We start from the raw sequence: 25,089 nt of genomic DNA on the forward strand, positions 1-25,089 counted from the left end.
GCAAGGGTCTGGCTGGCATGCGCCTGGGTCTGGGCCGAGATCTCGCGCACGCTCTGCGCCAGCGTAGTGCTGATCTCGTCCTGGCGGCTTACCGTATGCGCGTTCAGTTGTTCCCACTCCTGGCGCAAGGCAGTCGTCATGGTGCCGAGCGTATCGGCCCAGGCCGACAGGCGCTGCGCATCGTGCGCGGCCAGCTGCGTCTGCAGCCCGGCATGCGACTCGCCCACGGTGCGCACCAGCGCCGCCGCATGTTCGCCGAAGGCGGCCGCGGCGGCCGTCAGGGCTTGCCGGTTGTCGCCGGCGAGCTGCTCGCCGGTGCGCTCCTGGCGCGACAGCGCCTCGCGCCACGCGTCGGCAGCGCTGGCGGCAGCAGTGTCGAGACGGGTGGCGACACTGTCCAGCAGCCCGGCCGAGCGTTGTTCGAAGGTCTGGGCAAAGCCGTCGAGGGACGTGCGCAGATCCGCTGCCAGTGCCTCGCTCGTGCGTTGATGCCCGGCCAGCGCCTGGTTCCAGGTATCCGCGACGCCCGCGGTGGCGCTCTCGAAGCGGCTCGATACCCCGTCCAGATGCTGTTGCACGGCGTGGGTAACGGTATCGCGCAAGGCAGTGGTTTCGCGTGCCAGGCCCGCCATAGTTGCGTCCACCGCAGGCTGGATCGCGGCGCTTGCGGCGCGGGCGCTGTCGGCAATGCTGTCCTTCAGCGATTGCTCCACCGAAGCCGCCAGGCGGGTGTAGACCACTTCAGTCTTGCCGTGGAAGGCGTCCTGGCTGGCGGCCAGGCGCTCGGTCAGGGCCAGGTTCTGTTCCGCCATCGTGGTCATCATGGCCTGCATGCGCTCGACCAGTGCCGGCATCACGTCGGCCTGGCGCTGCAGCAGCCGGAACGCTTCATCGCGCTGGTGGCCGCGCGAGTAGGGGCGCAGCGTGGTGGCGATGCGGGCGTCCAGCGCCTGCGCGGCCTGGATCCGCTCGCGCCGGCACAATGCCGACAGCAGCCCCAGCATCGCGGACGTGGCCACGCCCGCGACCGAGGTGCCGAAGGCAAAGCCCAGGCCCTTGACCGGTGCGGCCAGCGAGGCGCGGATGGCCTGCAGGTCGGTGGCGGTCTCCAGCGCGATGCCGGTGCCGCGCAGGGTTGCCACCATGCCCAGGAACGTGCCCAGCATGCCCAGCAGCACCAGCAGCCCGACCAGGTAGGGTGTCAGCGCGGGGCCGGGCAGGCCGACGCGCTCGCCTTCCACGCGCAGGCGGGCGCTGTCGCGCAGGCTGGGATGCAGCCGTTCCAGCCAGCTGCCAAGGCTGGCCGGCGCTTCGGACAGGCCGGCGACGGCCTGTGCCAGCGTGGCGGTGGCCTGCCGGTAACGGTGCAGCTCAAACGCCCCCGCCAGATAGCAGCCGCCGATCAGCAGCGTCACGGCCAGTGCCAGGAAGTTCGTGCCTGCATAGCCGGCGGCGATCCAGCACACGATGGCCAGGCCCGCCAGGAAAGCGACAATATGGGTAAGGTATCGGGTCATGATGTTCTGGTTAGCTGTCCTGCAGCGCCGCCAGCAAGCCTTCAAGGGGCTGCCAGCGGATGTCGAGTTCGGCGAGCAACACGCTCTGCATATCTTTGCGGAATACCCCCAGCCATGCCCCGGGCCTGGCCGTTGCGGGCTGTCCAGCGGCCTGGGCTTCGGCCAGCGCCGCGGCTTCGGCCTGGCGCAGGCGCTGGAAGTGCGGCTCCAGCATCGTCGGCAAGGCGCCCAGCAGGCTCTGTTCGCGCGCGGCCAGCACGCGCTCCATCACGGCATCGACCATGGCCAGCTTGGCCATGCCGGGTGCGTGGCCGGACAACGCGCTGCGCAGGCGCCCGCGCAGGTTGCCGATCGCGGTTTCCATGGTCTGTTGCAGCGTCAGGTAGCGCTGGCGATAGACCGCGTAGTCGACCTGCGTATCCACGGGGTCGGGCAGCGCGGACGGCCGGGCCGGCCCGCGCCGCTTGCCGGCAAGCGTGGTGTCTTCCACGATGGCATCGGCCAGCGCGGCGCGCACGCGGGCGCATTCGCGTGCCTCAGTGCTGTCGACAGCACGTGCGGCAGGCGCCGCCGCCGGCGCATTGGCCTTCAGCGCCGATGACAGCGCGATCGCATCCGCCCAGCCAAGCCATTGGCTCAGCTGGCTCGAGAGCGAGCTTGCAGGAGGAGGGGCATCGGCGTCAGTCAGGCGAGCCAGCAGGCGGACGAGCGTCGGGCCGCTGAAACCTGTGCGCCGGGGCACTTGTAACATTGCGCCGGATTCGAAAAATCCAGCAGTTTACACGCCCGGGCGGTGGCGCGGCCGGCTGGCGTGGTGGATGATGGGCGGGAATCCGTCCCGGACCCATTCCACCACGGAGTGAAATCATGAGACTGGTTGGCATGCTTGATTCCCCTTATGTCCGCCGCACGGCGATCTCGCTGCGCCTGCTCGGGTTGCCGTTCACGCATGAGTCGGTATCCGTCTTCCGTGAATTCGAGCGCTTCCATGCCATCAACCCGGTGGTCAAGGCGCCTTCGCTGGTCTGCGACAACGGGGTCGTGCTGATGGACTCGACGCTTATCATCGACTATGCCGAGTCGCTGGCGGGCCGCAGCCTGATGCCGGCGCAAACTGCGTCACGGCAGGCCGCGTTGCGCATCGTCGGGCTGGCGCTGGCGGCGAGCGAGAAGGTGGTGCAGAACTTCTATGAGCACAGCCAGCGGCCGGCGGGCAAGCTGCACCAGCCGTGGCTGCACCAGCCGTGGCTGGACCGTGTGGATGCCCAGCGCGAGAGCGCCTTTGCACTGCTGGAGGCCGAGCTGGCCAGGCGTCCCGTCCCTGCAGGCGAGGCGGATATCGGCCAGGCCGAGCTGACCGCCGCGGTCACCTGGACCTTTGCGCAGTTCATGATGCCAGGCGCGGTCGATACGGCGCGGCATCCGGCGCTGGTTGCGCTGACGGCGGCGCTTGAGCGGCTACCCGCATTTGAGGCATTGCCCTGCGCATAGGTGGCCGCTGGCGCGCCTACCGCGGTAGGGTGCCAATCGCAGGCATTCCGATGCAACATCAGTCCCCCTGTGGAACGCGATTTCAACGGGGAAGACATGAAGACCAGCCGGCGGCGATCGAGCCGGTTTACGAGCCCGGTGGCCTGTCGGCCTCCACCCTGCTGCAGGGCGTCTGCCTGGTCGTCGAGGACGATCCGCTGGTGCATCTCTGGGGGGAAGCAGTGTCCAGGTCGACTTTATTCAGATCACCTGGACAATTTATTTAGTTCACTTTTTTCCACCCCTCAGCGACAGTCTAGCGATCGCAAATCGCGATACTGGAAAGAGAGGGCCCCATGTCGATCTCAAACCGCGCCGTCGGTGCCTCCATGCTGGCCGTTTCCATGTTGGCGGGCCTGGCCGGATGCCATAACCCGCCGGCCGCGGCGTTGGCTGCGGCGTCGGCTGTCCCGTCGCGCCCCCCGCCGGCCGCGGTGTCGGAACAGGACATCTACGATGCCTACATCTACCTGCTGGGCCGGCTGCTTGTCCTGCGCCAGCAGCAAATCGACTTCAAGAAGGAAGGTTTCCAGTGGAACCGGATCATTCATCGCGACGTCGGCGGTGTGTCGTGGGCCAACCCCAATCTGGATGTCGCCTACAGTGAGGCCTGGATTGCGGTCGACGAAAAGACCTGCACGGTCTTCAGCGTGCCGGCCATCAAGGGGCGCTACTACACCATTCAGTTCCTGAACGGCTGGGGCGAAACCGTCGCCAATATCAACGAGCGCAACTATCCGGACCATCCAAGCGGCGAATTCGCGATGTGCCTGAAGGGTGCCAGTGCGGCACTTTCGCCCAAGGCCAGGCGCATCGATCTGCCGGGCAAGACCTCACGGGTGCTGGCCCGGGTGGAAATCGGAGCAGACAAGAAGCAGGCCATTGCCCTGCAGCATCGGATCACGACGCGGATCACTGGCACGCCGACGATTGCCCCGGTGCCCGCCACGCCCGCCTTCAGCAATGACAAGCTCCCCGGTGTCGAAGCCTTTGACTCGGCCGCCGTTGCGCTTGGCTCGGAGCCGGACATCAATCCGGGCATGGAGCCCATCCAGGCCAAGGTGCGCGCCGTGAGCGCCGCGGTGGCCCGCAGCCCCGCCGAACGCGCGCGGGTGGACAAGGTCATCCGCGAACAGACGCTGCCGGCGTTCTTCCAGTCATTCTCCACCGCAGGCACCGTCAAGAACGGCTGGAACAGGCCCGCTACCATTGGCAAGTACGGCAGTGACTACCAGACCCGCACCCGCATCGACCTGGGGGGGATCTGGGCCAACAGCACGGATGAGGTCGTCTATTTCAAGACGGATACAGACGGGACGGGCACCAGGCTCGACGGCGGCAATGTCTACACCATCACCTTCCCAAAGGACGAGCTGCCTGCCCGCCACGTCAAATACTTCTGGTCGGTGATTGCGGTGGATTCCAAGAACTTCCGCGTGATCCCGAATGCGAAGAACCGGTTCCTGATCAACAAACAGTCCAGGCTAAGCTATGACCAGGACGGTTCGCTGACGCTGTACTTCGGACCTGCCCGGCCAAAGGACGCGCCTGACGGCAACTGGCTGCCCACGCCCAAGGGAAAGAACTACAACCTGACGTTCCGCCTCTATGGGCCGGACCAGCCGATCCTGTCCGGGGAGTGGTTCCCGGCGCCGCTGGTCAAGCGCAACTGAGCTGCGAGTGAGGATCCGGTGTCCGGTCCCGCAAATAGGCTCGATATGAAAGCGCCCAGTTGCGGCCATCGCTACGGCCATGGCGCCTCCGCGCGCCTGGCCTGAGGCGCAACTGGACGATTTCATTGATCAAGCCATCCACGGGACAGGACACTAATCCACTGACACCTCGCAAAACCGCAGCCGGTTCCCGAACGGATCGGCCACCTGCAGCATCCGCCCCCAGCCCGCATCCTCAACGCCGGGCCTGGCGTACGGATACGCCTTGGCAGACAGCTCCCGCTGCAGCGCATCAATATCCTCCACCGTCACGAACACTGTCGATCCCGGCGTGGCATCGCCATGGTGCTCGCTCAGGTGCAGCGTCAGGCCACTGCGCCTGACCTGCGCGTACAGCGGAAACCCCTCTTCATACCGATGCTCCCAGTCGAGCGAGAAGCCGAGGAAGTCGAGGTAGAACTCCTTGGCCTTGTCGACCGAGAAGATCCGGAGAATGGGGATACCGGCAGACAGGTTCATGGCTTTTCGTTTGGTCGTCGTGCAGGAATGCCGGATAATAACGCCGGCCCGCGGTGATTTGCGGCTACGCTTACGCGACTTGCTTCGCACAATCTGCCCCGGGGCTCAACGCGAGCCCTGGGGCGTGCCGCATCAAACCACTCCCATCTCCGGATCGCTGACCGCGTCCTCGCCGGTCTCCATCCGCCCCGCAAAGCGACGCGCAAACGCCGGGCTGGCCTCGCAGGTCACGACGAAGTCGTACCAGTTGCCGCTGTCGGCTACCGGCCATTCCAGCGTTTCCACCTTGCCCCGCTTCACGTTTTGCGTCCACGGGCCGTCGTCGCGGTAGGCCAGCGCCGTGACGGTGAAAGTCACGTCGGCATCGCTGTCGTTATGCAGCTTCACCTGGACCGTGGGCTTCCTGCACGGGTTGTAGCAGACCTGGATTTCCGTCGGCGTGGTCACCGCTTCGTTGATATCGCCGGAGAACGAGCGGTGATAGCCGTTGGGCCCCAGCACCCACAGGTCGTACTTGCCGCCGTCGGCATTGATGTCCCACGCATCGTCCAGCGTCTTGCCGGCTTCGACCACGTAGCGGCGCGGAATGCGGTCGAGGTGCAGCTTGTCATAGACGTGGAACAGCGCGCCGGCCTGGTTGGTGCTGGCATTGGCGAACAGCAGGCGGACTGCCTTGGATGCGGCATCGACGCGCGCACTGGTATGCAGTTCGTATGGCAGCTTGCGCGACGGACGGGTGCCGGTGTCCTGCTCCGGCAGCGCGGGCGTGGCCGGCACCGGGATCGCCGGCTGGGCCTGCTGCCATGCGGTCAGGCTGGTGGCGTCGGCACGGGTGGTGCGGCCGGCCAGCGTGGGCAGGGTCTCGGCGTTGGGCGTGGCAAAGTTGAAGGCGCTGGTCAGGTCGCCGCAGATGGCACGGCGGTAGGCGCTGATCTGCGGCTCCATCACGCCGAAGCGTGCCTCCAGGAAGCGCAGCACCGAGGTGTGGTCGAAGACTTCAGAGTTGACCCAGCCGCCGCGGCTCCACGGCGACACCACCCACAGCGGCACGCGCGGGCCGGGGCCGAAGGGCTTGCCGTCCTGCGGCGGCTGCTTGGCCGTGGCGGGCTGGAAGTTGAAGTACTCGTACGCCATCTGCGCGTCGTCGAGGGTCGACTTGCCGGCCAGCGTGCCGTCCAGGTTGCGCGACGGCGCGGTCGGCGGCGGGCTGTGGTCGAAGAAGCCGTCGTTCTCGTCGAAGTTGATCAGCAGCACGGTCTTGCTCCAGACCTCGGGCGATGCCGTCAGCGCGTCCAGGATGGCCTGCACGTACCAGCCGCCCTTGGCCGGGCTGGACGGGCCGGGGTGCTCGCTGAACTCGGCCGGCGGGATGATCCAGGACACCTCGGGCAGCTTGCCGTTGAGCACGTCGTCACGCAGCGACTGCAGGAATCCGCCGTCGGGCATGGTGTTGCAGAAGCCCTTGGCCAGCGGGCTGTACTGGTCGTCGATATCCGGGTTGTAGGGCGGGTTGACGCCGGTGCCGGCAGTGTTGGAGAGCTTGCGCCCGGCGGGCATCTTCTCCATCTCGGCGCGCCAGTGCCGGAAGCTCATCATCTGGTTGCAGCCGTAGTTGTCCGGCACGTTCTGGTAGACCTTCCAGCCCACGCCGGCGGCCTGCAGGCGGTCGGCGTAGGTCTTCCAGGTCCAGCCTTCGGTGGACGGGCCCACATCGGCGCCCGCGTTGAAATCATTGACCATCACCGCGACGTTGTCGCCGGTGGGGCCGTTGCTGCCGGTCCAGTAGAACAGGCGGTTGGGGATGGTGCCGGTGTGCATCGCGCAGTGGTAGGCATCGCACAGCGTGAAGGCGTCGGCCAGCGCGCGCTGGAACGGGATCTCGGCGTCATCGTAGTAGCCCATCGACAGCGTCTTCTTGGCGACCGGCCAGCGGTCCATGCGGCCGTGGTCCCATGCGGCCTGCGCGTCGGGCCAGGTGTGCGGCGTGCCGCCGGCGCGCTGCGCGTTGCCCTGGGTTTCATCGAGATGGTAGGGCGTCAGGAGATTGCCGTTGGCATCGGTCTGGTAGAACGCGTTCTTGCCATTGGGCAGCGGGATCGCGAAGCGGTCGCCATAGCCGCGCACGCCCTTGAAGGTGCCGAAGTAGTTGTCGAACGAGCGGTTCTCCAGCATCACCATCACGACGTGCTTGACGTCCTGGATGGTGCCGGTGGCGTTGTTGGCCTCGATGGCGAGCGCGCGGCGGATGCTGGGCGGAAAGGTGGCCAGCACCGCGGCGGCGGCGCCGGTGCCGAGGCTGGTCTTCAGGAACTGTCTTTTTGACGGGTTGAAGGTCATGGCTGTGGCTGGGTCGGTCTGTCGCTGAGTCGGAAAGCGGCCCGCATTACGGGGCGCAACGCGTTGAGCAGGAGCGTGGCTGGTCAGGCTTGCCGGCGTTGTCCGGCTTGTTGCCATTGGCGGCGGCGGGCTGGAGGGTGCCGCCGCTCGCGCCCGGCGAGTCGCCGCCGCCGCAGGCGGCAAGCATCAGTGCGAGCGTGATGGTGCCGGCGGCCAGCCATGGCCGGGTGGAACGCGACAGTAATGAGGGTCTCATTTTGTGCATTGGCTTGTAGTCGTTGAGGGGATAACGATTGCCGAGCCCATGCGCCGACATCGGATGCAGGCCATGGACTTCCGCCGCGCGGACGACAAGTGCGGGGAACTGGCCGGTTGGGGTGCGGTTGGCCTTGGCTTGTCGCGACAGCGGGCGATTGTTGATTGGTCAAATGTCAGATGTTTGACATCGAACACATTTGACGATTTGGTTTTGTAACCAAAAGTGTCGCAGCTGGCAGAGTTGGCAATTGCTGGCTGCCAGGAGCCGCCTGCTACCCGGTGGCAGGCCGTTTGCGTCGGCCTTCCGTCAGGCTGGCGTAGCGGGATGCCACATCGTGTGCACGCAACGGGCATCAATGAATACGCAGGGCAGGGTAGAATCACGCCATCCCCGTCCTCCGTACGCCGCCGCAGTTCATGTCCGAAGAAAAGAAGAGCCTGTCCGAAACCATCCGCGCCGCGATCGAGCAGGAGATTCTTTCCGGAAAGCTTCCCAGCGGCACCCAGCTGGAAGAGCAGCAGTTGCTGGCGCGCTTTGGCGTGTCGCGCACGCCGGTGCGCGAAGCGCTGATCCAGCTGGAGTCGGCCGGCCTGGTGGACCTGGTGCCGCGCCAGGGCGCGATCGTGTCGTCGATCACGCTGCGCGAGTATGTGGCGATGAACGAGATCCTGGTGCAGCTTGAGGCGCTGGCGGCGCGCCTGGCCGCACGCCGCATCTCGGCGGCGCAGCGCACGGCGATGCAAGCCGCGTTCGACGACTGCCGCGCGGCCGCGGAGCGTGCCGATTCGGATCGCTACCGCGAGGCCAATGATGCCTTCCATGAAGTCATTTACGCGGCCTGCTGCAATGACATCCTGTCGCGGCAGATCCGCACCATGCGCGCGCGCATGCGCGGCATGCGCGACCTGCGCTTCGAGAAGCCGGCCCGCATCGTGGCCTCGCTGGCCGAGCATGAGGCGGTGATGGGCGCGATCGTGCGTGGCAACGAGGACGAAGCCGGGGCGGCGATGGTCCGGCATATCGCCACCGGGGGCGACGTCTACGCGGACATGATTGCCTCCATGCCCGGCGACGAAGCCGGCGGCAAGCGCGGCCGGCGCTAGTCCGCGGCCGGGGCAGGCAGGCTCAGTCCAGCTTGACGCCGGCCTGCTCGATCCGCGTCACGGCCGACTTGCCGTCTGCCGCGGCCCACTTGCCGAACTCCGCGGGCGACGCCGAGGTAGACACCTCGCTGCCGTTGGAGGCGAGCTTCGCACGCAGCTGCGGATCCGCCATCACCCTGGCGGTGGCGGCAAAGAGCTTGTCGCGGATGCCCTCGGGCAGCCCGGCCGGCCCGTACAGCCCGAACCAGAAGGTGAAATCAAAGCCCGGCAGCCCCATCTCCGCCAGCGCCGGCAAGCCCGGTGCCACCGCCGAGGGCTTGGGCGTGGTTACGCCGATCATCTTCACCACGCCCTGCGTGCCCATCGGCAACACCGACGCCGCGGTGCCAAACGACAACTCCACCTCGCCCGCGGCCACGGCCTGCAGCGCCGGCGCGCCGCCCTTGTAGGGCACGTGCGTCATCTTGACGCCAGTGGCTTTCTCGAACTGCAGCCCGGCGAGATGCGGCGAGCCGCCAATGCCGGACGACGAGTAGTTGAACTTGCCCTGCTGCGCGCGCGCCTGGGCCACCAGTGTCTTGATATCGCTGACGTTCAGGTTCTTGTTGACGGCCAGGATCAGCGGCGACACGGTCAGCCGCGTCACCGGGGTGAAGTCGGCCGCCTTGTAGCGGGCCTTGTAGAGCTGCTGGTCGATGCCGTACAGCGTGGACGTGGCCAGGCCCAGGGTGTAGCCGTCAGGGGCCGCCTGCGCCAGTGCCGCGGAGGCCAGCGTGCTGCCGGCGCCGGGCTTGTTGTCCACCAGTACGGTCTGGCCAAGCTCCTTCGACAGCGCCTCGCCGAACACGCGCGCGACATAGTCGGCCGCACCCGCCGGCGTGTAACCCACCAGCAGCCGGATCGGCCGGGTCGGGTAGTCCTGCGCACCGGCCAGGCCAGGCAGGGCGGCCAGGGTCGCAAGGGCGGCGCCGATCGCGGCACGCCCAAGAGTGTGTTTCATCGTTGTCTCCTTGGTGTTGTCATCGTCGCTATGGTTGTCCTGACTGCTGGCGCTCAGGACGCCACGTTGGCTTCGCGCAGGGCCGCGACGCCGGCTTCGTCATAGCCAAGCCCGCGCAGGATCTCGTCGGTGTGCTCGCCGGGGTCGGGCGCGGCGCGGGCAAAGCGTTCCGGATGCGGCGCGGCCGACAGGTTGATCGGCGAGCGCAGCAGTTCCAGCGGCCCCAGCGCCGGGTGTTCGGCGGGCCGGGTCATGCGCAGGTGGCGCACCTGTGCGTCCTCGAAGGCCTGGCCGATATCGAACACCGGCCCGCACGGCACGCCGGCGGCATTCAGGCGCGAAGTCAGTTCGGCCGCGCTGAAGGCGGCGGTGCACTGGTTGATGGCCTGGTCCAGCCGGTGGCGGTCGGCGGCACGGCCTGAGGCGGTCTGGAATGCGGGATCTTCCAGCAGCCAGCCGGCCTCGACCGTGCGGCAGAAGTTGGCCCACATGCGGTCGGTGCTGGCGGCGATATTGACCACGCCGTCGCGGCAGCGGTAGGTGCCCATCGGCACCAGCGTCGGGTGTGCATTGCCCTGCTGGGTCGGCACTTCGCCGTCGACGGTGTAGCGCGTGGCCTGGAAGTCCAGCTTGTTGAGCATGCCCTCGATCAGCGAGGTATGGACCCATTGCCCGCGGCCGGTGCGCGCGCGGTGCAGCAGCGCCAGCAGGATGCCCTGGCCCAGGAACATGCCCGCGGTGGTATCGGAGATGGCAATGCCCACGCGCAGCGGGCCTTTGCCGGGCTCGCCGGTGACCGAACTCAGCCCCGACATGCCCTGCACGATCTGGTCCAGTCCCGGGCGCTCGCAATAGGGCCCGTCCTGGCCGAAGCCCGAGATGCTGGCCAGGATCACGCGCGGGTTGATTGCGCTCAGGCGCTCATAGGTCAGCCCCAGCCGCTCCTTGACCACCGAGCGGAAGTTCTCCACCACCACGTCTGACTGGCGCACCAGGCGCGCCAGCACCTCGGCGCCCTGCGGTGTCTTCAGGTCCAGGCACAGGCTGCGCTTGTTGCGATGCAGGTTCTGCTCGTCCGAGCCGCGCCGCCGCCCGGTGACGGAACCGCGGTCCTGCGGCGGGGGCGGCTCCACGCGGATCACGTCAGCGCCCCAGTCCGACAGCAGGCGCACCGCCGCCGGGCCGGCGCGGGCAATGGACAGGTCCAGCACGGTGATGCCGGACAGCGGCAGGTCCGCGGGCGGGGCGTGAGGCCCGGCGGCTTCGGTGCCGGGAGGCAAAGATGTCATGGCAGGTCCTGGGCAATGGATTGCCGTGAGTATACAAATAACAATCATAAAAATACGTATACGGAGTTTCCATGATGCGGAGCGCAGCGGGATGGCGTAGGCTGCGAGGGTTTTCCTACGGATTTGCGTCACCTCGATCCTGTGAAAATGCCATTTGTGCCATTTAAGTCATACGAAATAGACGATCAGCGGCCAGGGCTGCCGGTCCTAATCGCGCCCCTGCCTAACCGGCGCCCACGTTTTGGGTGTTTGTATGCTGACTGATGCTGTTTGTATTAACAGGGTGGGCGGGCCTGAGGTGCTGGAGTCCTGCCAGGTCACAGTGCCGCTGCCCGGTCCCGGCGAAGTGCAGGTGCGCCAGTCGGCCATTGGCCTGAATTTCGCGGACATCTACCAGCGCAAGGGCGCGCATGGCCCCCACACCGCGGCGCCGTTCCCAGTCACGCTGGGCTCGGTTGGGGCCGGCAAGGTGACCGCGGTTGGTCCCGGAGCAGAAGGGTTCGAGCTTGGCCAGCGCGTTGCCTATATGCATCCCGGCGCCTGCCAGGTGACGCGCAACGTGCCAGCCGGCCGGGTCGTGCCTTTGCCGGACGCGATCCCGGAAGAGGTGGCCGGTGCCACGCTGCTGCGCGGGCTGACTGCCGAGTACCTGCTGCGCCGGCTCTACGCGGTGCAGCCGGGCGACGCCGTGCTGGTGCACGCCGCGGCCGGGGGCATGGGCGTGCTGCTGTCGCAGTGGGCGCGCGCGCTTGGCGCGACCGTGATCGGCACCGTGGGCAGCGAGGCCAAGCGCGCGGTGGCGCAGGAACATGGCTGCCACCATGTCGTCAATTACCGCGAGGCGGACTTCGTGGCCGAAGTGCTGGCGCTGACCGGCGGCGAGGGCGTGGCGGTGGTCTACGACGCCGTCGGCAAGGACGTGTTCGTGCCGTCGCTGCAATGCCTGCGGCCGTGCGGCATGGCGATCAACTACGGCACCGCGTCGGGCGACGTGGAGGCCTTCGACCTGCAGCTGCTGCACGCGCGCTCGCTGATCGTGTCGCGGCCCACGCTGCGCACCTATATCGCCAGCCCGCAGGCGCTGGCCAATGCCGCGGCCACGCTGTTCGCCGCGGTCGCGGGCGGCCAGCTGCGACTGGAGGTCAGGCACCGCTACCCGCTGGCCGCCGTGCGCGACGCGCACCGCGACCTGGAAGGCCGGGCCACCACGGGCTCGGCCGTGCTGATCCCATGAACGCGCCGCCGGCAGTGCCTGGTGGCAACGCGTGCAAGCGCGGCCCGCGTCTGCGCAAGCACGGCTGGAGCGCTTCGACAGCGCCCTTGCACGCCTGGCGCGCAGCAGGCCGGTGCCCACTGATCCCTACCTGGAGTTTTCCCGATGCAGACTGATGGTTCCCTTCCTTCGCTCGACATTGCCGGTCATGTCGCCACGATCACGCTGCGCCGCCCGGAGGTGGCCAACCGCCTCGGGCCGGATGACCTGGCCGAACTGCAACGGCACGTCGATGCAGTGAATGCCAGCGACGTGCGCGTGCTGCGCCTGCGCGGCACCGGCAAGTACTTCTGCAGCGGCTTCGATATCGGCAGGCTCGCGGCCGGGCAGCGCGGTGCCGGCTTCGAGACCCTGGTCAACGCGGTGGAGGACTGCCGCGCGGTGACCATTGCCGAGATCCACGGCGGCGTCTACGGCGGCGGCACGGACCTGGCGCTGGCGTGCGATTTCCGGCTTGGCTCCGCCGCGGTGGACATGTTCATGCCCGCGGCGCGGCTGGGGCTGCATTTCTACCAGCGCGGCATGGAGCGCTATATCAGCCGGCTGGGGCTGAACCACGCCAAGCACCTGTTCCTGAGCGCGGAGCGCATCGATGCCGACGAGATGTTCCGCCGCGGCTTCCTGACCGAGCTGCTGCCGGCCGAGCGCCTGCGCGAGCGCGCCGACCAGCTCAGCGACACGGTGGCCGGGCTGGCGCCGCTGGCGGTGCAAGGCATGAAGCGGCACCTGAACGCGATCGGGCGCGGCGCGCTGGATACCGAGGCGCTGGCTGGCGACATCAGCCGGGCTACCCAGTCGCAGGACATCCGCGAAGGCGCGCTGGCCTGGAAGGAAAAACGCAAGCCGCGGTTCACCGGCACCTGATGTCGCTTACTGCCCCTGCCGCATCACCCATTCCACCGCCCGCGCCAGGAACGGTGACGTGTCGCCTTCGCGATAGCTCATGATCACCGGCGAGACGAAGCCCGGCGCGTCGATCGGGCAGTAGCGCACGTCGTCGCGATGCAGGCGCTGGATCGACGCCGGCACCAGCGTGATGCCGATGCCGGCCGCCACCAGCCCCAGCGCGGTCTGCAGTTCGTTGGCCTCCTGCGCCACGCGCAACTGCAGGCCCTGCGCGCGGAACAGCGACAGCAGGTGGTCGGCATAGCTGGGCCGCGGCCGGGCCGGGTAAAGAATGAACGGCTGCGCCGCCAGCGCCTGTGGCGTCAGCGCCTTGCGGCGCGGCGCGGGCAGGCGTGCGGGCAGCGCGGCCACCAGTGGCTCGGCCATCACCACCTGCTGGCGGATGGCGGGGTCGTTCAGCGCGATGCGGCCGAAGCCCAGGTCGATGCGGCCGGCCTTGAGCGCCTCGATCTGCTCGACGGTGATCATCTCGGCCAGTCCTACCTCTACCTGCTGGTCGTGCCGGTCTGATTCGCGCAGTTCGCGGATCAGCTCTGGCAGCACGCCATACAGTACCGACGGCACGAAGCCGATGCCGAACCAGCGCTTGTCCTGCCGCCCGATGCGGCGCGTGCCTTCGATAGTTTCTTCCAGCCGCTGTGTCAGCTGGGTGGTCTGCTCCAGCAGGAAGCGGCCAGCCTCGGTCAGCCGCAGCCCGCGGCCGACGCGGTCGAACAGTGCCACGCCCACTTCTTCTTCCAACTGCCGGATCTGGCGCGACAGTGGCGGCTGCGCCATATGCAGCCGCTCGGCGGCGCGGGTGACGTTCAGTTCCTGGGCCACGACCTGGAAATAACGCAGGTGCCGGAGTTCCATCGGTGTCCTGTTTCCATACCTGTAGGGTATTGATTGAGACATCATCGGTCTTGGACACCGGCAAAGTCAAGCCGCATACTTGGCCTCAATATCAATTTGCATCGACAAGGTATGACCACGACTATCACTTCGGTGGAAGCCATCCTGGTGGACCTGCCCACCATCCGGGCCCACCAACTGGCCATGGCCACCATGCAGCAGCAGACGCTGGTGATCGTGCGGCTGCGCTGCAGCGATGGCGTGGAGGGCATCGGCGAGGCCACTACCATCGGCGGCCTGTCCTATGGCGACGAAAGCCCGGAAGGCATCAAGCTGACCATCGACACCTACCTGGCCCCGGCGCTGGCCGGCCAGGATGCCACCAACGTGCATGCCGCGATGGCGCGCCTGGGCAAGGTCGCGCGCGGCAACCGCTTTGCCAAGTCCGCGCTGGAAACCGCGTTGCTGGATGCGCAGGGCAAGCGCCTGGGCGTGCCGCTGGCCACGCTGCTGGGGGGCGCGGTGCGCTCGACGCTGCCGGTGCTGTGGACGCTTGCCAGCGGCGACACCGCCCGCGACATTGCCGAGGCCGAGCAACTGCTGGCCGAGCGCCGCCACCATACCTTCAAGCTGAAGATCGGCCGGCGCAGCGTGCGCGACGACGTGGCCCACGTGGCCGCGATCAAGCGCGCGCTGGGCGACCGGGCGCGCGTCACCGTCGACGTCAACCAGGCCTGGAACGAGGCCGATGCTGCCACCGGCATCGCCATGCTGGAAGCCGCCGGCATCGACCTGATCGAGCAGCCCACTCCGCGTGAGCAGCGCATGGCGCTGGCCCGGCTGGCCGCGCGCTTCGTGGTGCCGATCATGGCCGATGAAGCGGTGTGCGGCCCGGAAGACGCGATGGAACTGGCGCGCATCGGCGGCGCCGACGTGTTCGCGCTGAAGATCGCCAAGGCCGGCGGCATCTTCGGCATGCTGCGCACCGCCGCGGTGGGCGACGCCGCCGGCATCGCGCTGTACGGCGGCACCATGCTGGAGGGCAGCGTCGGCACCATCGCCGCGGCGCATGGCTTCTGCACGCTGCCGCAGCTGGCCTGGGGCACCGAGCTGTTCGGACCGCTGCTGCTCAAGGACGATATCGTGCAGCAGCGCCCGGAGTATCGTGACTTCAGCCTGCACTTGCCGGAAGGCCCGGGCCTGGGCCTGGCTCTGGACGAAGACAAGCTGGCGCACTACCGCCGCCACTGAGCTGGCGCGCCATTCCAGCGCCTGGCGCGTTGCCCGCGCCGGCGCATCAAGCAGTGAGGAGACTATGAAGACATTATTCCAGCGGCTGGCAAGCACCGGCCGCGCAGGGGCGCTGGCACTGGCCGCCGGCCTGTCGTTTGCTGCGCCGGCCGCACACGCGGCCTATCCCGACCACCCCATCCGCTGGATCGTGCCGTTCCCCGCGGGCGGTGCGATGGACAACATCGCCCGCACGCTGGGCGAAGACATGTCGCGCACGCTCGGCCAGGCCATCGTCGTCGAGAACCGGCCGGGCGCCGGCGGCAATATCGGCGCCGAACTGGTGGCGCGCGCGCCCGCCGACGGCTACACACTGATCATCGTCGCCAATGGCATGGCCGTGAACCCGGCGCTGTACGGCCGGCTGAGCTACGACCCGGTCAAGGACTTCGCGCCGGTGTCGCTGCTGGCGGTGGTGCCCAACGTACTGGTGGCCAGCAAGGCGCGGCGCCAGGAAAGCACAGTCAAGGACGTGGTGGCGCACGCCAAGGCGGCGCCGGGCAAATACACCTATGCCTCCGCGGGCAACGGCACCTCGATCCACCTGGCGGGCGAGCTGTTCACCTCGATGGCCGGCGTCGACATGCTGCATATCCCCTACAAGGGCAGCGGCCCGGCCATGACGGATCTGCTGGGTGGCCAGGTCGACTACATGTTCGACAGCATTACCTCGGCCAGGCCGCATATCGAATCGGGCAAGCTGACGGCAATCGCGGTCACCACCAGCAAGCGCTCCAGCGCGCTGCCCAATGTGCCGACGGTGGCCGAAGCCGGCCTGCCGGGCTATGAACTGTCGCCGTGGTTCGCCGCCTTCGTGCCGGCGAAGACGCCGCAGCCGGTCATCGACACGCTCAACCGCGCCATGCTCGAGGCGCTGCGCAAGCCTGCGGTGCAGAAGCGGCTGGCGCTGATCGGCGCCGAGCCGATCGGCAGTTCGCCGGCGGTGCTGCGCGAGCACCTGGCGAAGGAAACCGAGAAGTGGGGTGTGCTGATCCGTCAGCGGGGGATTCGGGCGGATTAAGCGGCCTGGACCAACGCGGTTCATAGGGGGACTCCCGGAAATGCTCCGGGAGGAATGCCATTACCCAGCCCCCGTCTCCCTGGCACATAATGTGCGTAAGATGCCAGCCGAAAGGCACACTCGAGCGGATCACCCGCCGGCACTGAGGGGAGACAATGAGCAGTTCAACCGACAAGTTCTCGGCCACCATGCGCGATGGCCTGGCCGATCTTGCCCGCCGCCTGCGCTTTGCCATGGAGGAGGGCGCGATCTGGCTGGACGAGCAGCGCATGATCCTGATCCATACTGCCGCCCTGGGCGCGCTGCGCAAGGAACTGGTGGACACCCTGGGCATGGAGCGCGCGCGCGGCCTGTTCACCCGCATGGGCTTCCATTCGGGCATGCGCGATGCGGAGGTCGCGCGCAAGCTGCGCGCCGGCCACAGCGACTTCGGCCAGCTGGAGATCGGGCCCTGCCTGCATACCATCGAGGGGGTGGTGCGGGTCACGCCGGTCAAGGTCGACATCGACATTGCCGCCGGCATCTACGAGGGCGAATTCCTGTGGGACGACTCCTTCGAGGGCGACGTCCACCGCCAGCTGTTCGGCATCGTCGATGAGCCCGCCTGCTGGATGCAGATCGGCTACGCGACTGGCTATACCTCGGCGCTGATGGGGCGCACCATCCTGTATCGCGAGGTTGAGTGCATCGCCTGCGGGCACGTGCACTGCCGCATCATCGGCAAGCCGGTGGAAGCCTGGGAAGACGGCGCACAGGCACTGGCGCTGTACCAGCCCGATCCCGTGATCGAAACGATCATCGCGCTGCAGAGCGAGGTTGAGCACCTGCGCGCGCTCCAGGGCACCCCGGCCACGCCGGCCGACCTGGTCGGCACCTCGCCCGGCTTCCGTGCCGCCTGGGGCCTGCTGCAGCGTGCTGCGGCCAGCAACGTGACGGTGCTGCTGCTGGGCGAGACCGGCGTGGGCAAGGAGCGTTTCGCGCAGGCATTGCACAGCGTGAGCGGGCGCGCCGACAAGCCCTTCATCGCCGTGAACTGCGCGGCGATCCCCGATGAGCTGATCGAGTCCGAGCTGTTTGGCGTGGAAAAGGGCGCCTTCACCGGCGCTAGCCAGTCGCGCCCCGGACGCTTCGAGCGTGCGCACGGCGGCACCCTGTTCCTTGACGAGCTGGGCGAGCTGTCGGCCTCGGCCCAGTCCAAGCTGCTGCGCGTGCTGCAGGAAGGCGAGGTCGAGCGCGTGGGCGGCACCGGCACGCGCAAGGTGGACGTGCGGCTGGTGGCCGCCACCAATGTCGACCTGGCCGAAGCCGTGAAGCAGGGCACCTTCCGCAAGGACCTGTACTACCGCCTCAACGTCTACCCGGTCACGATCCCGCCGCTGCGCGAGCGCCTGGACGATATCCGGCCGCTGGCCGAGCGCTTCGTGGCCCGCTACGGCGCGCGCCACGGCAAGCGCATCGTTGGCATCACCGACCGCGCGCTGGCCGAGCTGCGCCACTATGACTGGCCCGGCAACGTGCGCGAACTGGAGAACGTGATCGAGCGCGGCGTGATTCTGGCCAGCCAGGGCGGCCAGATCACCGCCGACCACCTGTTCCTGCCGGGGACCGTGGCACCGGTGGTGGATACCGCGCCGCGGCTGGGGGCGGGCGGCACCTTGCCAGACCTGCGCGAAGCCGCGGTCCACGCGCTCTTGGACCAGATGTCCGAGCAGCAGCTGGCGCTGGGCGACGTCGAGACCGTGCTGATGGAGGCGGCCATGCAGCGGGCCGACGGCAACATGAGCCAGGCGGCGCGGTTGCTCGGCATTACGCGGCCGCAGCTGGCGTATCGGTGGAAGATGCGCGGTACGCGCGGGGGTAACGGTAACGGCAACCACAACGGCAACTGAGGCCGCTGGCAGGCATTCAGAATGCTGAAGCTTTGCTCCCCTCTCCCGCTTGCGGGAGAGGGGCAGGGGGTGAGGGCAGCGGTGGCAAATCACAGGCTTTCACTTCGTGGACAAGCTCACCCTCACCCCAACCTCTCCCGCAAGCGGGAGAGGGAGCACACATGCGGTAGATCAAGCTCCTCCCACGCAATCCCCTGCACCAACCGTTCCTAGGCCTTCTCTGGCTTCCTCCCGTCTCCCCGGCTTTCCCCCTTGATCATTTGATGCAACCCCTTCCGGCCGCGCATCGGCCCGAAGTCGCCCGATGCTGCGCCGCGTCAGCGATTTTTCCCTGACGCATCAAGCCACATCACTAACGTTGCCCACGCACGCTGCTGCGCCGCAGGGCAATCCCATCCGCATCTGCTCGCTGCCCGCAAACGCCCACCCGGCGCGGCTTTTGATCATTTGATCAAGGTTTGCGGACAGCTTCATCAATTCATCGATAGGTTTGGGGCGGACCTTACCGGGTTAACGCGCACGCTCGCCAGCGCCAATTCCCCGCAACCCTTGCCCCACAACGCTTCGCGCTCGCTGGCACGGTCTTCGCAGTAAGGCCTGCGTCCAGCCAACGCAAAGGAGCGCGCCATGAACACCCCGTCGGTTCCCCTGTTCGAAGCCACGCCGCGCTATGTGCGGGTCGAGGGCCGCACCCCCGAAGGGTTTGTGCAGTTCGCCTTCAGCGTGGCCGACCCCGAGCTCAACGTCGAACTGATCATGCCGGAGCCGATGTTCGAAGCCTTCTGCTGCGTCAACCGCGTGCGCTTCCTGCCCCCGCTGGAAGCCGCGCCGCAGCCGCAAGCCGACGACTGACGCCGCAGCCACCGCATCACAAAGAGAGAAGGGATACAGGAGACCAAGCGATGCAAGTCGATATCAAGACCCAGCAGATCCAGCCGCTGCGCCAGACCTACGGCCATGTCGCGCGCCGTTTCGGCGACAAGCCGGCGTCGCGCTACCAGGAGGCGACCTACGACGTGCAGTCGGAGGTGAACTTCCACTACCGGCCCACCTGGGACCCCCGCTTCGAGCTGTATGACAAGCGCCGCACGGCGATCGTGATGCAAGACTGGTATGCGCTGAAGGACCCGCGCCAGTTCTACTACGGCGCCTACGTTACCGCGCGCGGGCGCCAGCAGGATGCAACGGAGAAGAGCTTTGCCTTCGTCGAGAAGCGCGGGCTGCTGCAGGCGCTGCCGGCCGAATGGCAGGAACGCCTGGCCGTTGGCCTGCTGCCGCTGCGCCATGTCGAGTGGGGCGCCAACATGAACAACTTCTACTGCGCCGACTATGGCTGGGGCACGGCCATCACGCAGGCCTGCACCTATTGCGCGATGGACCGCCTGGGTATCGCCCAATACCTGTCGCGCATCGGCATGCTGCTGGACGGCAATACCGGCGTGGCGCTGGAGCGGGCCAGGGTGGCTTGGCTAGAGAGCGCCGCGTGGCAGCCGCTGCGCCGCTTTGTCGAGCACACCTTTGTCACCGAGGACTGGTTCGAGACCTTCGTCGCCCAGAACCTGGTGCTCGACGGGCTGCTCTACCCGCTGGTCTACCAGCATGCCGACGCGGTGATCGCGCGCGCCTGCGGCACCGGGCTGGCGGTGCTGACCGAATTCATGAACGACTGGCGCGACGAGCACGCACGCTGGGTCGATGCCGTGATCCAGGCCGCCGCGGCCGAGTCGGACGCCAACCGCGTGCTGCTGTCGGGCTGGGCGCGCGCCGCCTGCGCCGAGGTGGCACAGGCGCTGGTGCCGGTGGCCGATGCGCTCACCGGCGAGGACGGCGCGCAGATGGTGGCGCTGTGCCGCGAGCAGTTCGAAGTTCGCCTGGGCAAGCTCGGCCTGGCTGCCTGATCCGCCCGCAACGAACCCCACGGAGACACGCCATGTCAGCGACCGCTGCCAACGTCTACATCGCCCTGCAGAACAACGACGACACCCGACTCATCATCGACGCCATCACCGAGGCCAACCCGCATGCGGTGGTGTCGCAGTTTCCCGCCATGGTCAAGATCGACGCCCCCGGCCACCTGACCATCGTGCGCGAACTGGTGGCCGGCAAGCTCGGCCGCGACTGGGACCTGCAGGAGATCCACCTGAACCTGATCTCGCTGTGCGGAAACATCGACGAAGACGAAGACGCCTTCACGCTGCGCTGGAACGCCTGACCGGACAGCGGCACACAGAACATCACGGAGACATCATGGACGCACGCAAGAAGCTCAACCTGCGCGAGAAGTACGCCTCGATGACGCGGGACCTGGCCTGGGAAACGACCTACGAGCCGATGGACAAGGTCTTCCCGTTCGACAAGTACGAGGGCATCCGCATCCACGACTGGGACAAATGGGAAGACCCGTTCCGCATGACCATGGATGCCTATTGGAAATATCAGTCGGAGAAAGAGCGCAAGCTGTACGCGATCATCGACTCGTTCGTGCAGAACAACGGCCACCTGAACGTATCCGACCCGCGCTACCTGAACGCGCTGCGGCTGTTCCTGACCGGCGTGACGCCGCTGGAATACGCCGCCCACCGCGGCTACGCGCACCTGGGTCGGCATTTCCGCGGCGCCGGCGCGCGCGTTGCGGCGCAGATGCAGTCGGTCGACGAGCTGCGCCACGCCCAGACCCAGTTGCACACGCTGTCCGTCTACAACAAGTACTTCCATGGCTTTGGCGAATGGCGTCACATGCACGACCGGGTCTGGTACCTGTCGGTGCCCAAGTCCTACTTCGAGGACGCGATGAGCGCGGGGCCGTTCGAGTTCATCACCGCGATCTCGTTCTCGTTCGAGTACGTGCTGACCAACCTGCTGTTCATGCCGTTCATGTCGGGCGCCGCCTACAACGGCGACATGGCCACGGTGACCTTCGGCTTCTCTGCGCAGTCCGACGAGTCGCGCCACATGACGCTGGGCCTGGAAGTGGTCAAGTTCCTGTGCGAGCAGGACCCCGGCAATATCCCGGTCCTGCAGAAGTGGCTGGACAAATGGTTCTGGCGCGGCTTCCGCCTGCTCACGCTGGTCGGCATGATGATGGACTACATGCTGCCCAAGCGCGTGATGTCGTGGGCGGAGGCCTGGGAGATGTACTTCGAGCAGGCGGGCGGGGCGCTGTTCAAGGACCTGGAGCGCTACGGCCTGCGCATGCCCAAGTACCACGAAGTGGCCACCAAGACCAAGGACCGCATCACGCACGAAGCCTGGGCCACCTTTTACAACTACGCGGGCGCGGCCGGCTTCCATACCTGGGTGCCCAAGGCCGACGAGATGGCATGGCTGACCGAGAAGTACCCGCAGACCTTCGAGCGCTACTACAAGCCGCGCCTGGACCACTGGCAGGAGCGCCAGCAGGCCGGCGACCGCTTCTACAACGCCACGCTGCCGATGCTGTGCCAGACGTGCCAGATCCCGATGGTGTTCTCGGAGCCGGACGATCCCACCCAGACCTGCTACCGCGAAAGCAGCTACCACGGCATGAAGTTCCACTTCTGCTCGGACGGCTGCAAGGACATCTTCGACGACGAGCCCGCCAAGTACGCGCAGGCCTGGCTGCCGGTGCACCAGATCTACCAGGGCAACTGCGGCGGCGCCACGCTGGAGGACGTGCTCAAGTGGTACCGGCTGAACCCGGGCGCTGACAACCTGGACTTCGAGGGCTCGCAGGACCAGCGCAACTGGAACGCGTGGAAGGGCATCGGGCCTGCCGCCGACGCCGCCTGAAGCGGCCCCATCAAAAGACAAGGAGACAACCATGCCCGTCGTATCCATCGGCGACTACGCCTTCGAGGCAGCCGACCGCGAGGCCGTGTTCCACGGCAACCGCCTGCTCTATATCGGCTGGGACGGCCACCTGCTGTTCTGCGCCCCGCATTGCTTCCCGTTCCCGCCGTCGATGCCGCTGCGCGACGTGGTGGACAAGGTGCTGCCCGGCGTCTACGGCTACCACCCCGACTTTGCCCGCATCGACTGGGGCAAGGTGCAGTGGCTGCGCGGCGGCCAGCCCTGGCAACCCGACCTGGACCGCTCGCTGGAAGAAAACGGCCTGGGCCACAAGGACGTGATCCGCTTCCGCACGCCGGGGCTGGACGGCATCGGCGGCAGCCGCAGCTGAGGCGCATGGTCGAACGCACCACCGGAAGGAGACCAAGATGTATTCGCTGACCATTGAACCGATCGGGCAGACCGTCCCCATCGCTCCTGGGCAGACCGTGCTGGATGCCTGCCTGCGCAACGGCGTGTGGCTGCCCCATGCCTGCTGCCATGGGCTGTGCGCCACCTGCAAGGTGCAGGTGGTGGACGGCGAGGTCGAGCAGGGCGAGGCCTCCAGCTTCGCGCTGATGGATTTCGAGCGCGACAACGGCCAGTGCCTGGCCTGCTGCGCGACCGCGCAGTCGGACCTGGTGATCGAGGCCGACATCGAGGAAGACGCCGATGCGCTGGGCCTGCCGCTGGCCGACTATCGCGCCGAAGTTGTCGAGACGCGCGCCCTGACGCCCACCATCCTGGGCATCTGGCTGCGTGTGAAGGATGGCGGACGCACGGCATTCCAGGCCGGTCAGTACGTCAACCTGAACGTGCCGGGTTGCGACCAGCCGCGCGCGTTCTCGCTGGCCAGCGCGCCGGGCGACGACCTGATCGAACTGCACGTGCGGCGCGTGCCGGACGGGCAGGCCACCGGCTACCTGCACGACCAGCTGGCGGTCGGCGACGAACTGTCGTTCTCCGCGCCCTATGGCCGCTTCTTCGTGCGCAAGTCGGCGCAGGTGCCGATGCTGTTCCTGGCGGGCGGCTCCGGTCTGTCCAGCCCGCGCGCGATGATCCTGGACCTGCTGGCCGCTGGCGAGACCCTGCCGATCACGCTGGTGCAGGGCGCGCGCAACCGTGGCGAGCTGTACTACGACGCGGAGTTCCAGGAGCTCTCGCAGGCCCACCCCAACTTCCGCTACGTGCCCGCGCTGTCGGACGAACCCGCCGACAGCGGCTGGAGCGGCGCGCGCGGCTACGTGCATGACGTGCTGCACCAGCTCTACGCGCAGGACGGCAATGCCGACTTCCGCGGCCACAAAGCCTACCTGTGCGGGCCGCCGCCGATGATCGAGGCCTGCATCCGCACGCTGATGCAGGGCCGGCTGTTCGAGGCGGATATCCACACCGAGAAGTTCCTGTCCGCGGCCGATGCGCAGAACAGCGCGCGCAGCCCGCTGTTCAAGATCTGAGGAGGCCGGCCATGCATACCGTCGAGATCGCCGGCAGCGGGCTGCGCTACTCCTGCGCGCCGGAGCAGAACCTGCTGCGGGCCATGGAAGTGCTGGGCCAGCGCGGCATCCCCGCCGGCTGCCGCGGCGGCGGCTGCGGTGTGTGCAAGGTCCGCATCGAGGCCGGCGACTATCACGCCGGCAAGATGAGCCGGGCCTGCCTCTCCGAAGCCGAGCAGCGCGCCGGGCTGGTGCTGGCCTGCAAGACCTACCCGGACAGCGATATCCGCCTGCGGCCTGTGGCCCTGCTGCAGCGCTGCCTGGAAAAGCAGCGTCGGCGCGAACAGGGCCGGTAACAAGCGAACGAAGCACAAGCAAAGAAGGTGGCACCCACACAACGCCACCCCACCACACCAGGAGACCCATCATGGCATTGACAGGCGTATTGCGACCGGGGCACGTAGCCCTGCGCGTGCTGGAGCTGGAACCGGCGCTGAAACACTACATCGAGGTACTCGGCTTGATCGAAACCGCGCGCGATGCGCAGGGCCGGGTGTTCCTGAAGGCATGGGACGAGCACGACCACCACAGCGTGGTGCTGCGCGAGGCCGACAGCCCGGGCATGGACTACATGGGTTTTCGTGTCGACAGCGGCCACACGCTGGAGCGGCTGGCGCAGGATGTGGAGAAATCCGGCCTGGCCACCGATTGCCAGTGGATCGCCGCGGGCGAGCACCCGCATACCGGCGTGCGCTTTCGCTTCACCATCCCGACAGGGCACGCGATCGAACTCTTTGCCGATAAGGACAAGCTTGGCTGCAAGACCGGCGACCTCAACCCCGACCCCTGGCCGGACGACCTGCGCGGCATGGCGCCCAGCCGCTTCGACCACTGCCTGCTGTATGGCGATGATGTCGACGGCACCGTCAGGCTGTTCCGCGACGTGCTGGGTTTTTCTCTGGCCGAGCAGGTCGTGGCCGGCTCCGACGGCGAGATGCTGATCGGTGCCTTCCTGACCTGCTCGAATAAGGCGCACGACATCGCATTTATCCGGCATCCGGAGAAGAACCGCTTCCACCATGCCTCGTTCCTGCTTGATAACTGGAGCGAGGTGCTGAAGGCGGCCGACATCATCTCCAAGAAGGATGTCTCGCTCGACATCGGCCCGACCCGCCACGGCATCACGCGCGGTGCGACGATCTACTTTTTCGATCCCTCGGGCAATCGCAACGAGGTGTTCTCCGGCGGCTATATCCACTACCCGGACAAGCCCACCATTACCTGGACTGACAACGAGCTGGGGCGCGCGATCTTCTATCACGACAGGAAGCTGAACGAAGCGTTTTTGAATGTGCTGACCTAAACGCGAACGCTCGCCTCCCGCTGGTTTGCCCCCTCTCCCGCTT

Annotated in this window: 25 protein-coding genes; 17 read left to right on the forward strand and 8 right to left on the reverse strand. The window is 67.3% G+C overall.

The window, feature by feature from the left end; translation table 11 throughout:
- Together A3A5_RS0126700 and A3A5_RS0126705 are read right to left on the reverse strand one after the other, a co-directional pair.
- Positions 1-1,517 (reverse strand): DUF802 domain-containing protein (locus A3A5_RS0126700; RefSeq protein ID WP_018313534.1); only part of this gene is annotated, 1,517 nt, incomplete at its 3' end.
- 10 nt (positions 1,518-1,527) lie between these two features.
- Positions 1,528-2,268: a DUF3348 domain-containing protein gene (locus tag A3A5_RS0126705; RefSeq protein WP_026201169.1), complete on the reverse strand. Its 741-nt coding sequence runs from the start codon at positions 2,266-2,268 to the stop codon at positions 1,528-1,530.
- 116 nt (positions 2,269-2,384) lie between these two features.
- Here A3A5_RS0126705 and A3A5_RS0126710 point away from each other — a divergent pair, with 116 nt between their 5' ends.
- Positions 2,385-3,008 carry a glutathione S-transferase family protein gene (locus A3A5_RS0126710; RefSeq protein WP_026201170.1) on the forward strand — a complete coding sequence of 208 codons (624 nt, stop codon included), beginning with the start codon at positions 2,385-2,387 and terminating at the stop codon, positions 3,006-3,008.
- A 335-nt stretch (positions 3,009-3,343) separates the two neighbouring features.
- Positions 3,344-4,720, forward strand: a complete 1,377-nt coding sequence (locus A3A5_RS0126715) for a DUF1214 domain-containing protein (RefSeq protein WP_018313537.1) — start codon at positions 3,344-3,346, stop codon at positions 4,718-4,720.
- A gap of 153 nt (positions 4,721-4,873) precedes the next feature.
- Here the strand turns inward: A3A5_RS0126715 and A3A5_RS0126720 are convergent, their stop codons facing one another.
- The 3 genes from A3A5_RS0126720 to A3A5_RS0126730 form a co-directional block, all read right to left on the reverse strand.
- Complete coding sequence (locus A3A5_RS0126720; RefSeq protein ID WP_018313538.1) at positions 4,874-5,239, reverse strand: glyoxalase superfamily protein; 366 nt, start codon at positions 5,237-5,239, stop codon at positions 4,874-4,876.
- Between the two features lie 132 nt (positions 5,240-5,371).
- Complete coding sequence (locus A3A5_RS0126725; protein WP_018313539.1) at positions 5,372-7,576, reverse strand: phosphocholine-specific phospholipase C; 2,205 nt, start codon at positions 7,574-7,576, stop codon at positions 5,372-5,374.
- Between the two features lie 46 nt (positions 7,577-7,622).
- Entirely contained in the window at positions 7,623-7,832 is a 210-nt protein-coding gene (locus A3A5_RS0126730; RefSeq protein WP_026201171.1) for a hypothetical protein, read from the reverse strand.
- A gap of 419 nt (positions 7,833-8,251) precedes the next feature.
- Between A3A5_RS0126730 and A3A5_RS0126735 the strand changes: the two genes are divergently transcribed.
- Positions 8,252-8,938, forward strand: coding sequence for a GntR family transcriptional regulator (locus tag A3A5_RS0126735; protein WP_018313541.1), 687 nt, complete (start codon positions 8,252-8,254; stop codon positions 8,936-8,938).
- 22 nt (positions 8,939-8,960) lie between these two features.
- Here A3A5_RS0126735 and A3A5_RS0126740 read toward each other — a convergent pair whose 3' ends face one another.
- Positions 8,961-9,938, reverse strand: coding sequence for a tripartite tricarboxylate transporter substrate binding protein (locus tag A3A5_RS0126740; protein ID WP_018313542.1), 978 nt, complete (start codon positions 9,936-9,938; stop codon positions 8,961-8,963).
- A gap of 53 nt (positions 9,939-9,991) precedes the next feature.
- A complete protein-coding gene (locus tag A3A5_RS0126745) occupies positions 9,992-11,227 on the reverse strand; it encodes a CaiB/BaiF CoA-transferase family protein (RefSeq protein ID WP_026201172.1) in 1,236 nt (411 codons plus the stop codon).
- A gap of 253 nt (positions 11,228-11,480) precedes the next feature.
- On the opposite strand from A3A5_RS0126745, the gene A3A5_RS0126750 reads away from it, so the two are divergent.
- Together A3A5_RS0126750 and A3A5_RS0126755 are read left to right on the forward strand one after the other, a co-directional pair.
- A complete protein-coding gene (locus tag A3A5_RS0126750) occupies positions 11,481-12,461 on the forward strand; it encodes a quinone oxidoreductase (RefSeq protein WP_026201173.1) in 981 nt (326 codons plus the stop codon).
- A 144-nt stretch (positions 12,462-12,605) separates the two neighbouring features.
- On the forward strand, positions 12,606-13,364 hold the full coding sequence (locus tag A3A5_RS0126755) for an enoyl-CoA hydratase/isomerase family protein (RefSeq protein WP_018313545.1): 759 nt from the start codon (positions 12,606-12,608) through the stop codon (positions 13,362-13,364).
- A gap of 6 nt (positions 13,365-13,370) precedes the next feature.
- Here the strand turns inward: A3A5_RS0126755 and A3A5_RS0126760 are convergent, their stop codons facing one another.
- Positions 13,371-14,261 (reverse strand): LysR family transcriptional regulator, encoded by an 891-nt coding sequence (locus tag A3A5_RS0126760; RefSeq protein ID WP_018313546.1) that lies wholly within the window; start codon positions 14,259-14,261, stop codon positions 13,371-13,373.
- A 111-nt stretch (positions 14,262-14,372) separates the two neighbouring features.
- On the opposite strand from A3A5_RS0126760, the gene A3A5_RS0126765 reads away from it, so the two are divergent.
- The 12 genes from A3A5_RS0126765 (at position 14,373) to A3A5_RS0126815 (ending at position 25,046) form a co-directional block, all read left to right on the forward strand.
- Positions 14,373-15,491, forward strand: a complete 1,119-nt coding sequence (locus tag A3A5_RS0126765; protein ID WP_018313547.1) for a muconate/chloromuconate family cycloisomerase — start codon at positions 14,373-14,375, stop codon at positions 15,489-15,491.
- A 64-nt stretch (positions 15,492-15,555) separates the two neighbouring features.
- Positions 15,556-16,551, forward strand: a complete 996-nt coding sequence (locus tag A3A5_RS0126770; RefSeq protein WP_018313548.1) for a tripartite tricarboxylate transporter substrate binding protein — start codon at positions 15,556-15,558, stop codon at positions 16,549-16,551.
- 155 nt (positions 16,552-16,706) lie between these two features.
- Positions 16,707-18,440, forward strand: coding sequence for a phenol degradation transcriptional regulator PoxR (gene poxR, locus A3A5_RS0126775; protein WP_018313549.1), 1,734 nt, complete (start codon positions 16,707-16,709; stop codon positions 18,438-18,440).
- 304 nt (positions 18,441-18,744) lie between these two features.
- Positions 18,745-18,891, forward strand: coding sequence for a hypothetical protein (locus tag A3A5_RS43625; RefSeq protein WP_157637306.1), 147 nt, complete (start codon positions 18,745-18,747; stop codon positions 18,889-18,891).
- A gap of 176 nt (positions 18,892-19,067) precedes the next feature.
- Positions 19,068-19,292 carry a phenol hydroxylase subunit gene (locus A3A5_RS0126780; RefSeq protein WP_013952185.1) on the forward strand — a complete coding sequence of 75 codons (225 nt, stop codon included), beginning with the start codon at positions 19,068-19,070 and terminating at the stop codon, positions 19,290-19,292.
- A gap of 50 nt (positions 19,293-19,342) precedes the next feature.
- The gene (locus A3A5_RS0126785; RefSeq protein WP_018313550.1) at positions 19,343-20,338 is read left to right on the forward strand and encodes an aromatic/alkene monooxygenase hydroxylase subunit beta; all 996 of its coding nucleotides are present in this window, start codon (positions 19,343-19,345) and stop codon (positions 20,336-20,338) included.
- 32 nt (positions 20,339-20,370) lie between these two features.
- Positions 20,371-20,652: an MmoB/DmpM family protein gene (locus tag A3A5_RS0126790; RefSeq protein WP_018313551.1), complete on the forward strand. Its 282-nt coding sequence runs from the start codon at positions 20,371-20,373 to the stop codon at positions 20,650-20,652.
- Positions 20,653-20,687: 35 nt separating this feature from the next.
- Positions 20,688-22,208: an aromatic/alkene/methane monooxygenase hydroxylase/oxygenase subunit alpha gene (locus tag A3A5_RS0126795; protein WP_018313552.1), complete on the forward strand. Its 1,521-nt coding sequence runs from the start codon at positions 20,688-20,690 to the stop codon at positions 22,206-22,208.
- Between the two features lie 31 nt (positions 22,209-22,239).
- A complete protein-coding gene (locus A3A5_RS0126800) occupies positions 22,240-22,599 on the forward strand; it encodes a phenol hydroxylase subunit P4 (protein WP_018313553.1) in 360 nt (119 codons plus the stop codon).
- A gap of 37 nt (positions 22,600-22,636) precedes the next feature.
- Positions 22,637-23,704, forward strand: coding sequence for an NADH:ubiquinone reductase (Na(+)-transporting) subunit F (locus tag A3A5_RS0126805; RefSeq protein WP_018313554.1), 1,068 nt, complete (start codon positions 22,637-22,639; stop codon positions 23,702-23,704).
- A gap of 11 nt (positions 23,705-23,715) precedes the next feature.
- The gene (locus A3A5_RS0126810; RefSeq protein ID WP_018313555.1) at positions 23,716-24,039 is read left to right on the forward strand and encodes a 2Fe-2S iron-sulfur cluster binding domain-containing protein; all 324 of its coding nucleotides are present in this window, start codon (positions 23,716-23,718) and stop codon (positions 24,037-24,039) included.
- Positions 24,040-24,110: 71 nt separating this feature from the next.
- The gene (locus A3A5_RS0126815; protein ID WP_026201174.1) at positions 24,111-25,046 is read left to right on the forward strand and encodes a catechol 2,3-dioxygenase; all 936 of its coding nucleotides are present in this window, start codon (positions 24,111-24,113) and stop codon (positions 25,044-25,046) included.
- Positions 25,047-25,089: the final 43 nt, after the last annotated feature.

Source organism: Cupriavidus sp. UYPR2.512, assembly GCF_000379565.1.
In the GTDB taxonomy this organism is placed as follows: Bacteria; Pseudomonadota; Gammaproteobacteria; order Burkholderiales; family Burkholderiaceae; genus Cupriavidus.

Excerpts from the sequence above, each read along its gene's own strand:
- A3A5_RS0126705 (WP_026201169.1), bottom strand. The coding sequence starts at position 2,268 with ATGTTACAAGTGCCCCGGCGCACAGGTTTCAGCGGCCCGACGCTCGTC.
- A3A5_RS0126710 (WP_026201170.1), top strand. The coding sequence starts at position 2,385 with ATGAGACTGGTTGGCATGCTTGATTCCCCTTATGTCCGCCGCACGGCG.
- A3A5_RS0126715 (WP_018313537.1), top strand. The coding sequence starts at position 3,344 with ATGTCGATCTCAAACCGCGCCGTCGGTGCCTCCATGCTGGCCGTTTCC.
- A3A5_RS0126720 (WP_018313538.1), bottom strand. The coding sequence starts at position 5,239 with ATGAACCTGTCTGCCGGTATCCCCATTCTCCGGATCTTCTCGGTCGAC.
- A3A5_RS0126725 (WP_018313539.1), bottom strand. The coding sequence starts at position 7,576 with ATGACCTTCAACCCGTCAAAAAGACAGTTCCTGAAGACCAGCCTCGGC.
- A3A5_RS0126730 (WP_026201171.1), bottom strand. The coding sequence starts at position 7,832 with ATGAGACCCTCATTACTGTCGCGTTCCACCCGGCCATGGCTGGCCGCC.
- A3A5_RS0126735 (WP_018313541.1), top strand. The coding sequence starts at position 8,252 with ATGTCCGAAGAAAAGAAGAGCCTGTCCGAAACCATCCGCGCCGCGATC.
- A3A5_RS0126740 (WP_018313542.1), bottom strand. The coding sequence starts at position 9,938 with ATGAAACACACTCTTGGGCGTGCCGCGATCGGCGCCGCCCTTGCGACC.
- A3A5_RS0126745 (WP_026201172.1), bottom strand. The coding sequence starts at position 11,227 with ATGACATCTTTGCCTCCCGGCACCGAAGCCGCCGGGCCTCACGCCCCG.
- A3A5_RS0126750 (WP_026201173.1), top strand. The coding sequence starts at position 11,481 with ATGCTGACTGATGCTGTTTGTATTAACAGGGTGGGCGGGCCTGAGGTG.
- A3A5_RS0126755 (WP_018313545.1), top strand. The coding sequence starts at position 12,606 with ATGCAGACTGATGGTTCCCTTCCTTCGCTCGACATTGCCGGTCATGTC.
- A3A5_RS0126760 (WP_018313546.1), bottom strand. The coding sequence starts at position 14,261 with ATGGAACTCCGGCACCTGCGTTATTTCCAGGTCGTGGCCCAGGAACTG.
- A3A5_RS0126765 (WP_018313547.1), top strand. The coding sequence starts at position 14,373 with ATGACCACGACTATCACTTCGGTGGAAGCCATCCTGGTGGACCTGCCC.
- A3A5_RS0126770 (WP_018313548.1), top strand. The coding sequence starts at position 15,556 with ATGAAGACATTATTCCAGCGGCTGGCAAGCACCGGCCGCGCAGGGGCG.
- poxR (WP_018313549.1), top strand. The coding sequence starts at position 16,707 with ATGAGCAGTTCAACCGACAAGTTCTCGGCCACCATGCGCGATGGCCTG.
- A3A5_RS43625 (WP_157637306.1), top strand. The coding sequence starts at position 18,745 with ATGCTGCGCCGCGTCAGCGATTTTTCCCTGACGCATCAAGCCACATCA.
- A3A5_RS0126780 (WP_013952185.1), top strand. The coding sequence starts at position 19,068 with ATGAACACCCCGTCGGTTCCCCTGTTCGAAGCCACGCCGCGCTATGTG.
- A3A5_RS0126785 (WP_018313550.1), top strand. The coding sequence starts at position 19,343 with ATGCAAGTCGATATCAAGACCCAGCAGATCCAGCCGCTGCGCCAGACC.
- A3A5_RS0126790 (WP_018313551.1), top strand. The coding sequence starts at position 20,371 with ATGTCAGCGACCGCTGCCAACGTCTACATCGCCCTGCAGAACAACGAC.
- A3A5_RS0126795 (WP_018313552.1), top strand. The coding sequence starts at position 20,688 with ATGGACGCACGCAAGAAGCTCAACCTGCGCGAGAAGTACGCCTCGATG.
- A3A5_RS0126800 (WP_018313553.1), top strand. The coding sequence starts at position 22,240 with ATGCCCGTCGTATCCATCGGCGACTACGCCTTCGAGGCAGCCGACCGC.
- A3A5_RS0126805 (WP_018313554.1), top strand. The coding sequence starts at position 22,637 with ATGTATTCGCTGACCATTGAACCGATCGGGCAGACCGTCCCCATCGCT.
- A3A5_RS0126810 (WP_018313555.1), top strand. The coding sequence starts at position 23,716 with ATGCATACCGTCGAGATCGCCGGCAGCGGGCTGCGCTACTCCTGCGCG.
- A3A5_RS0126815 (WP_026201174.1), top strand. The coding sequence starts at position 24,111 with ATGGCATTGACAGGCGTATTGCGACCGGGGCACGTAGCCCTGCGCGTG.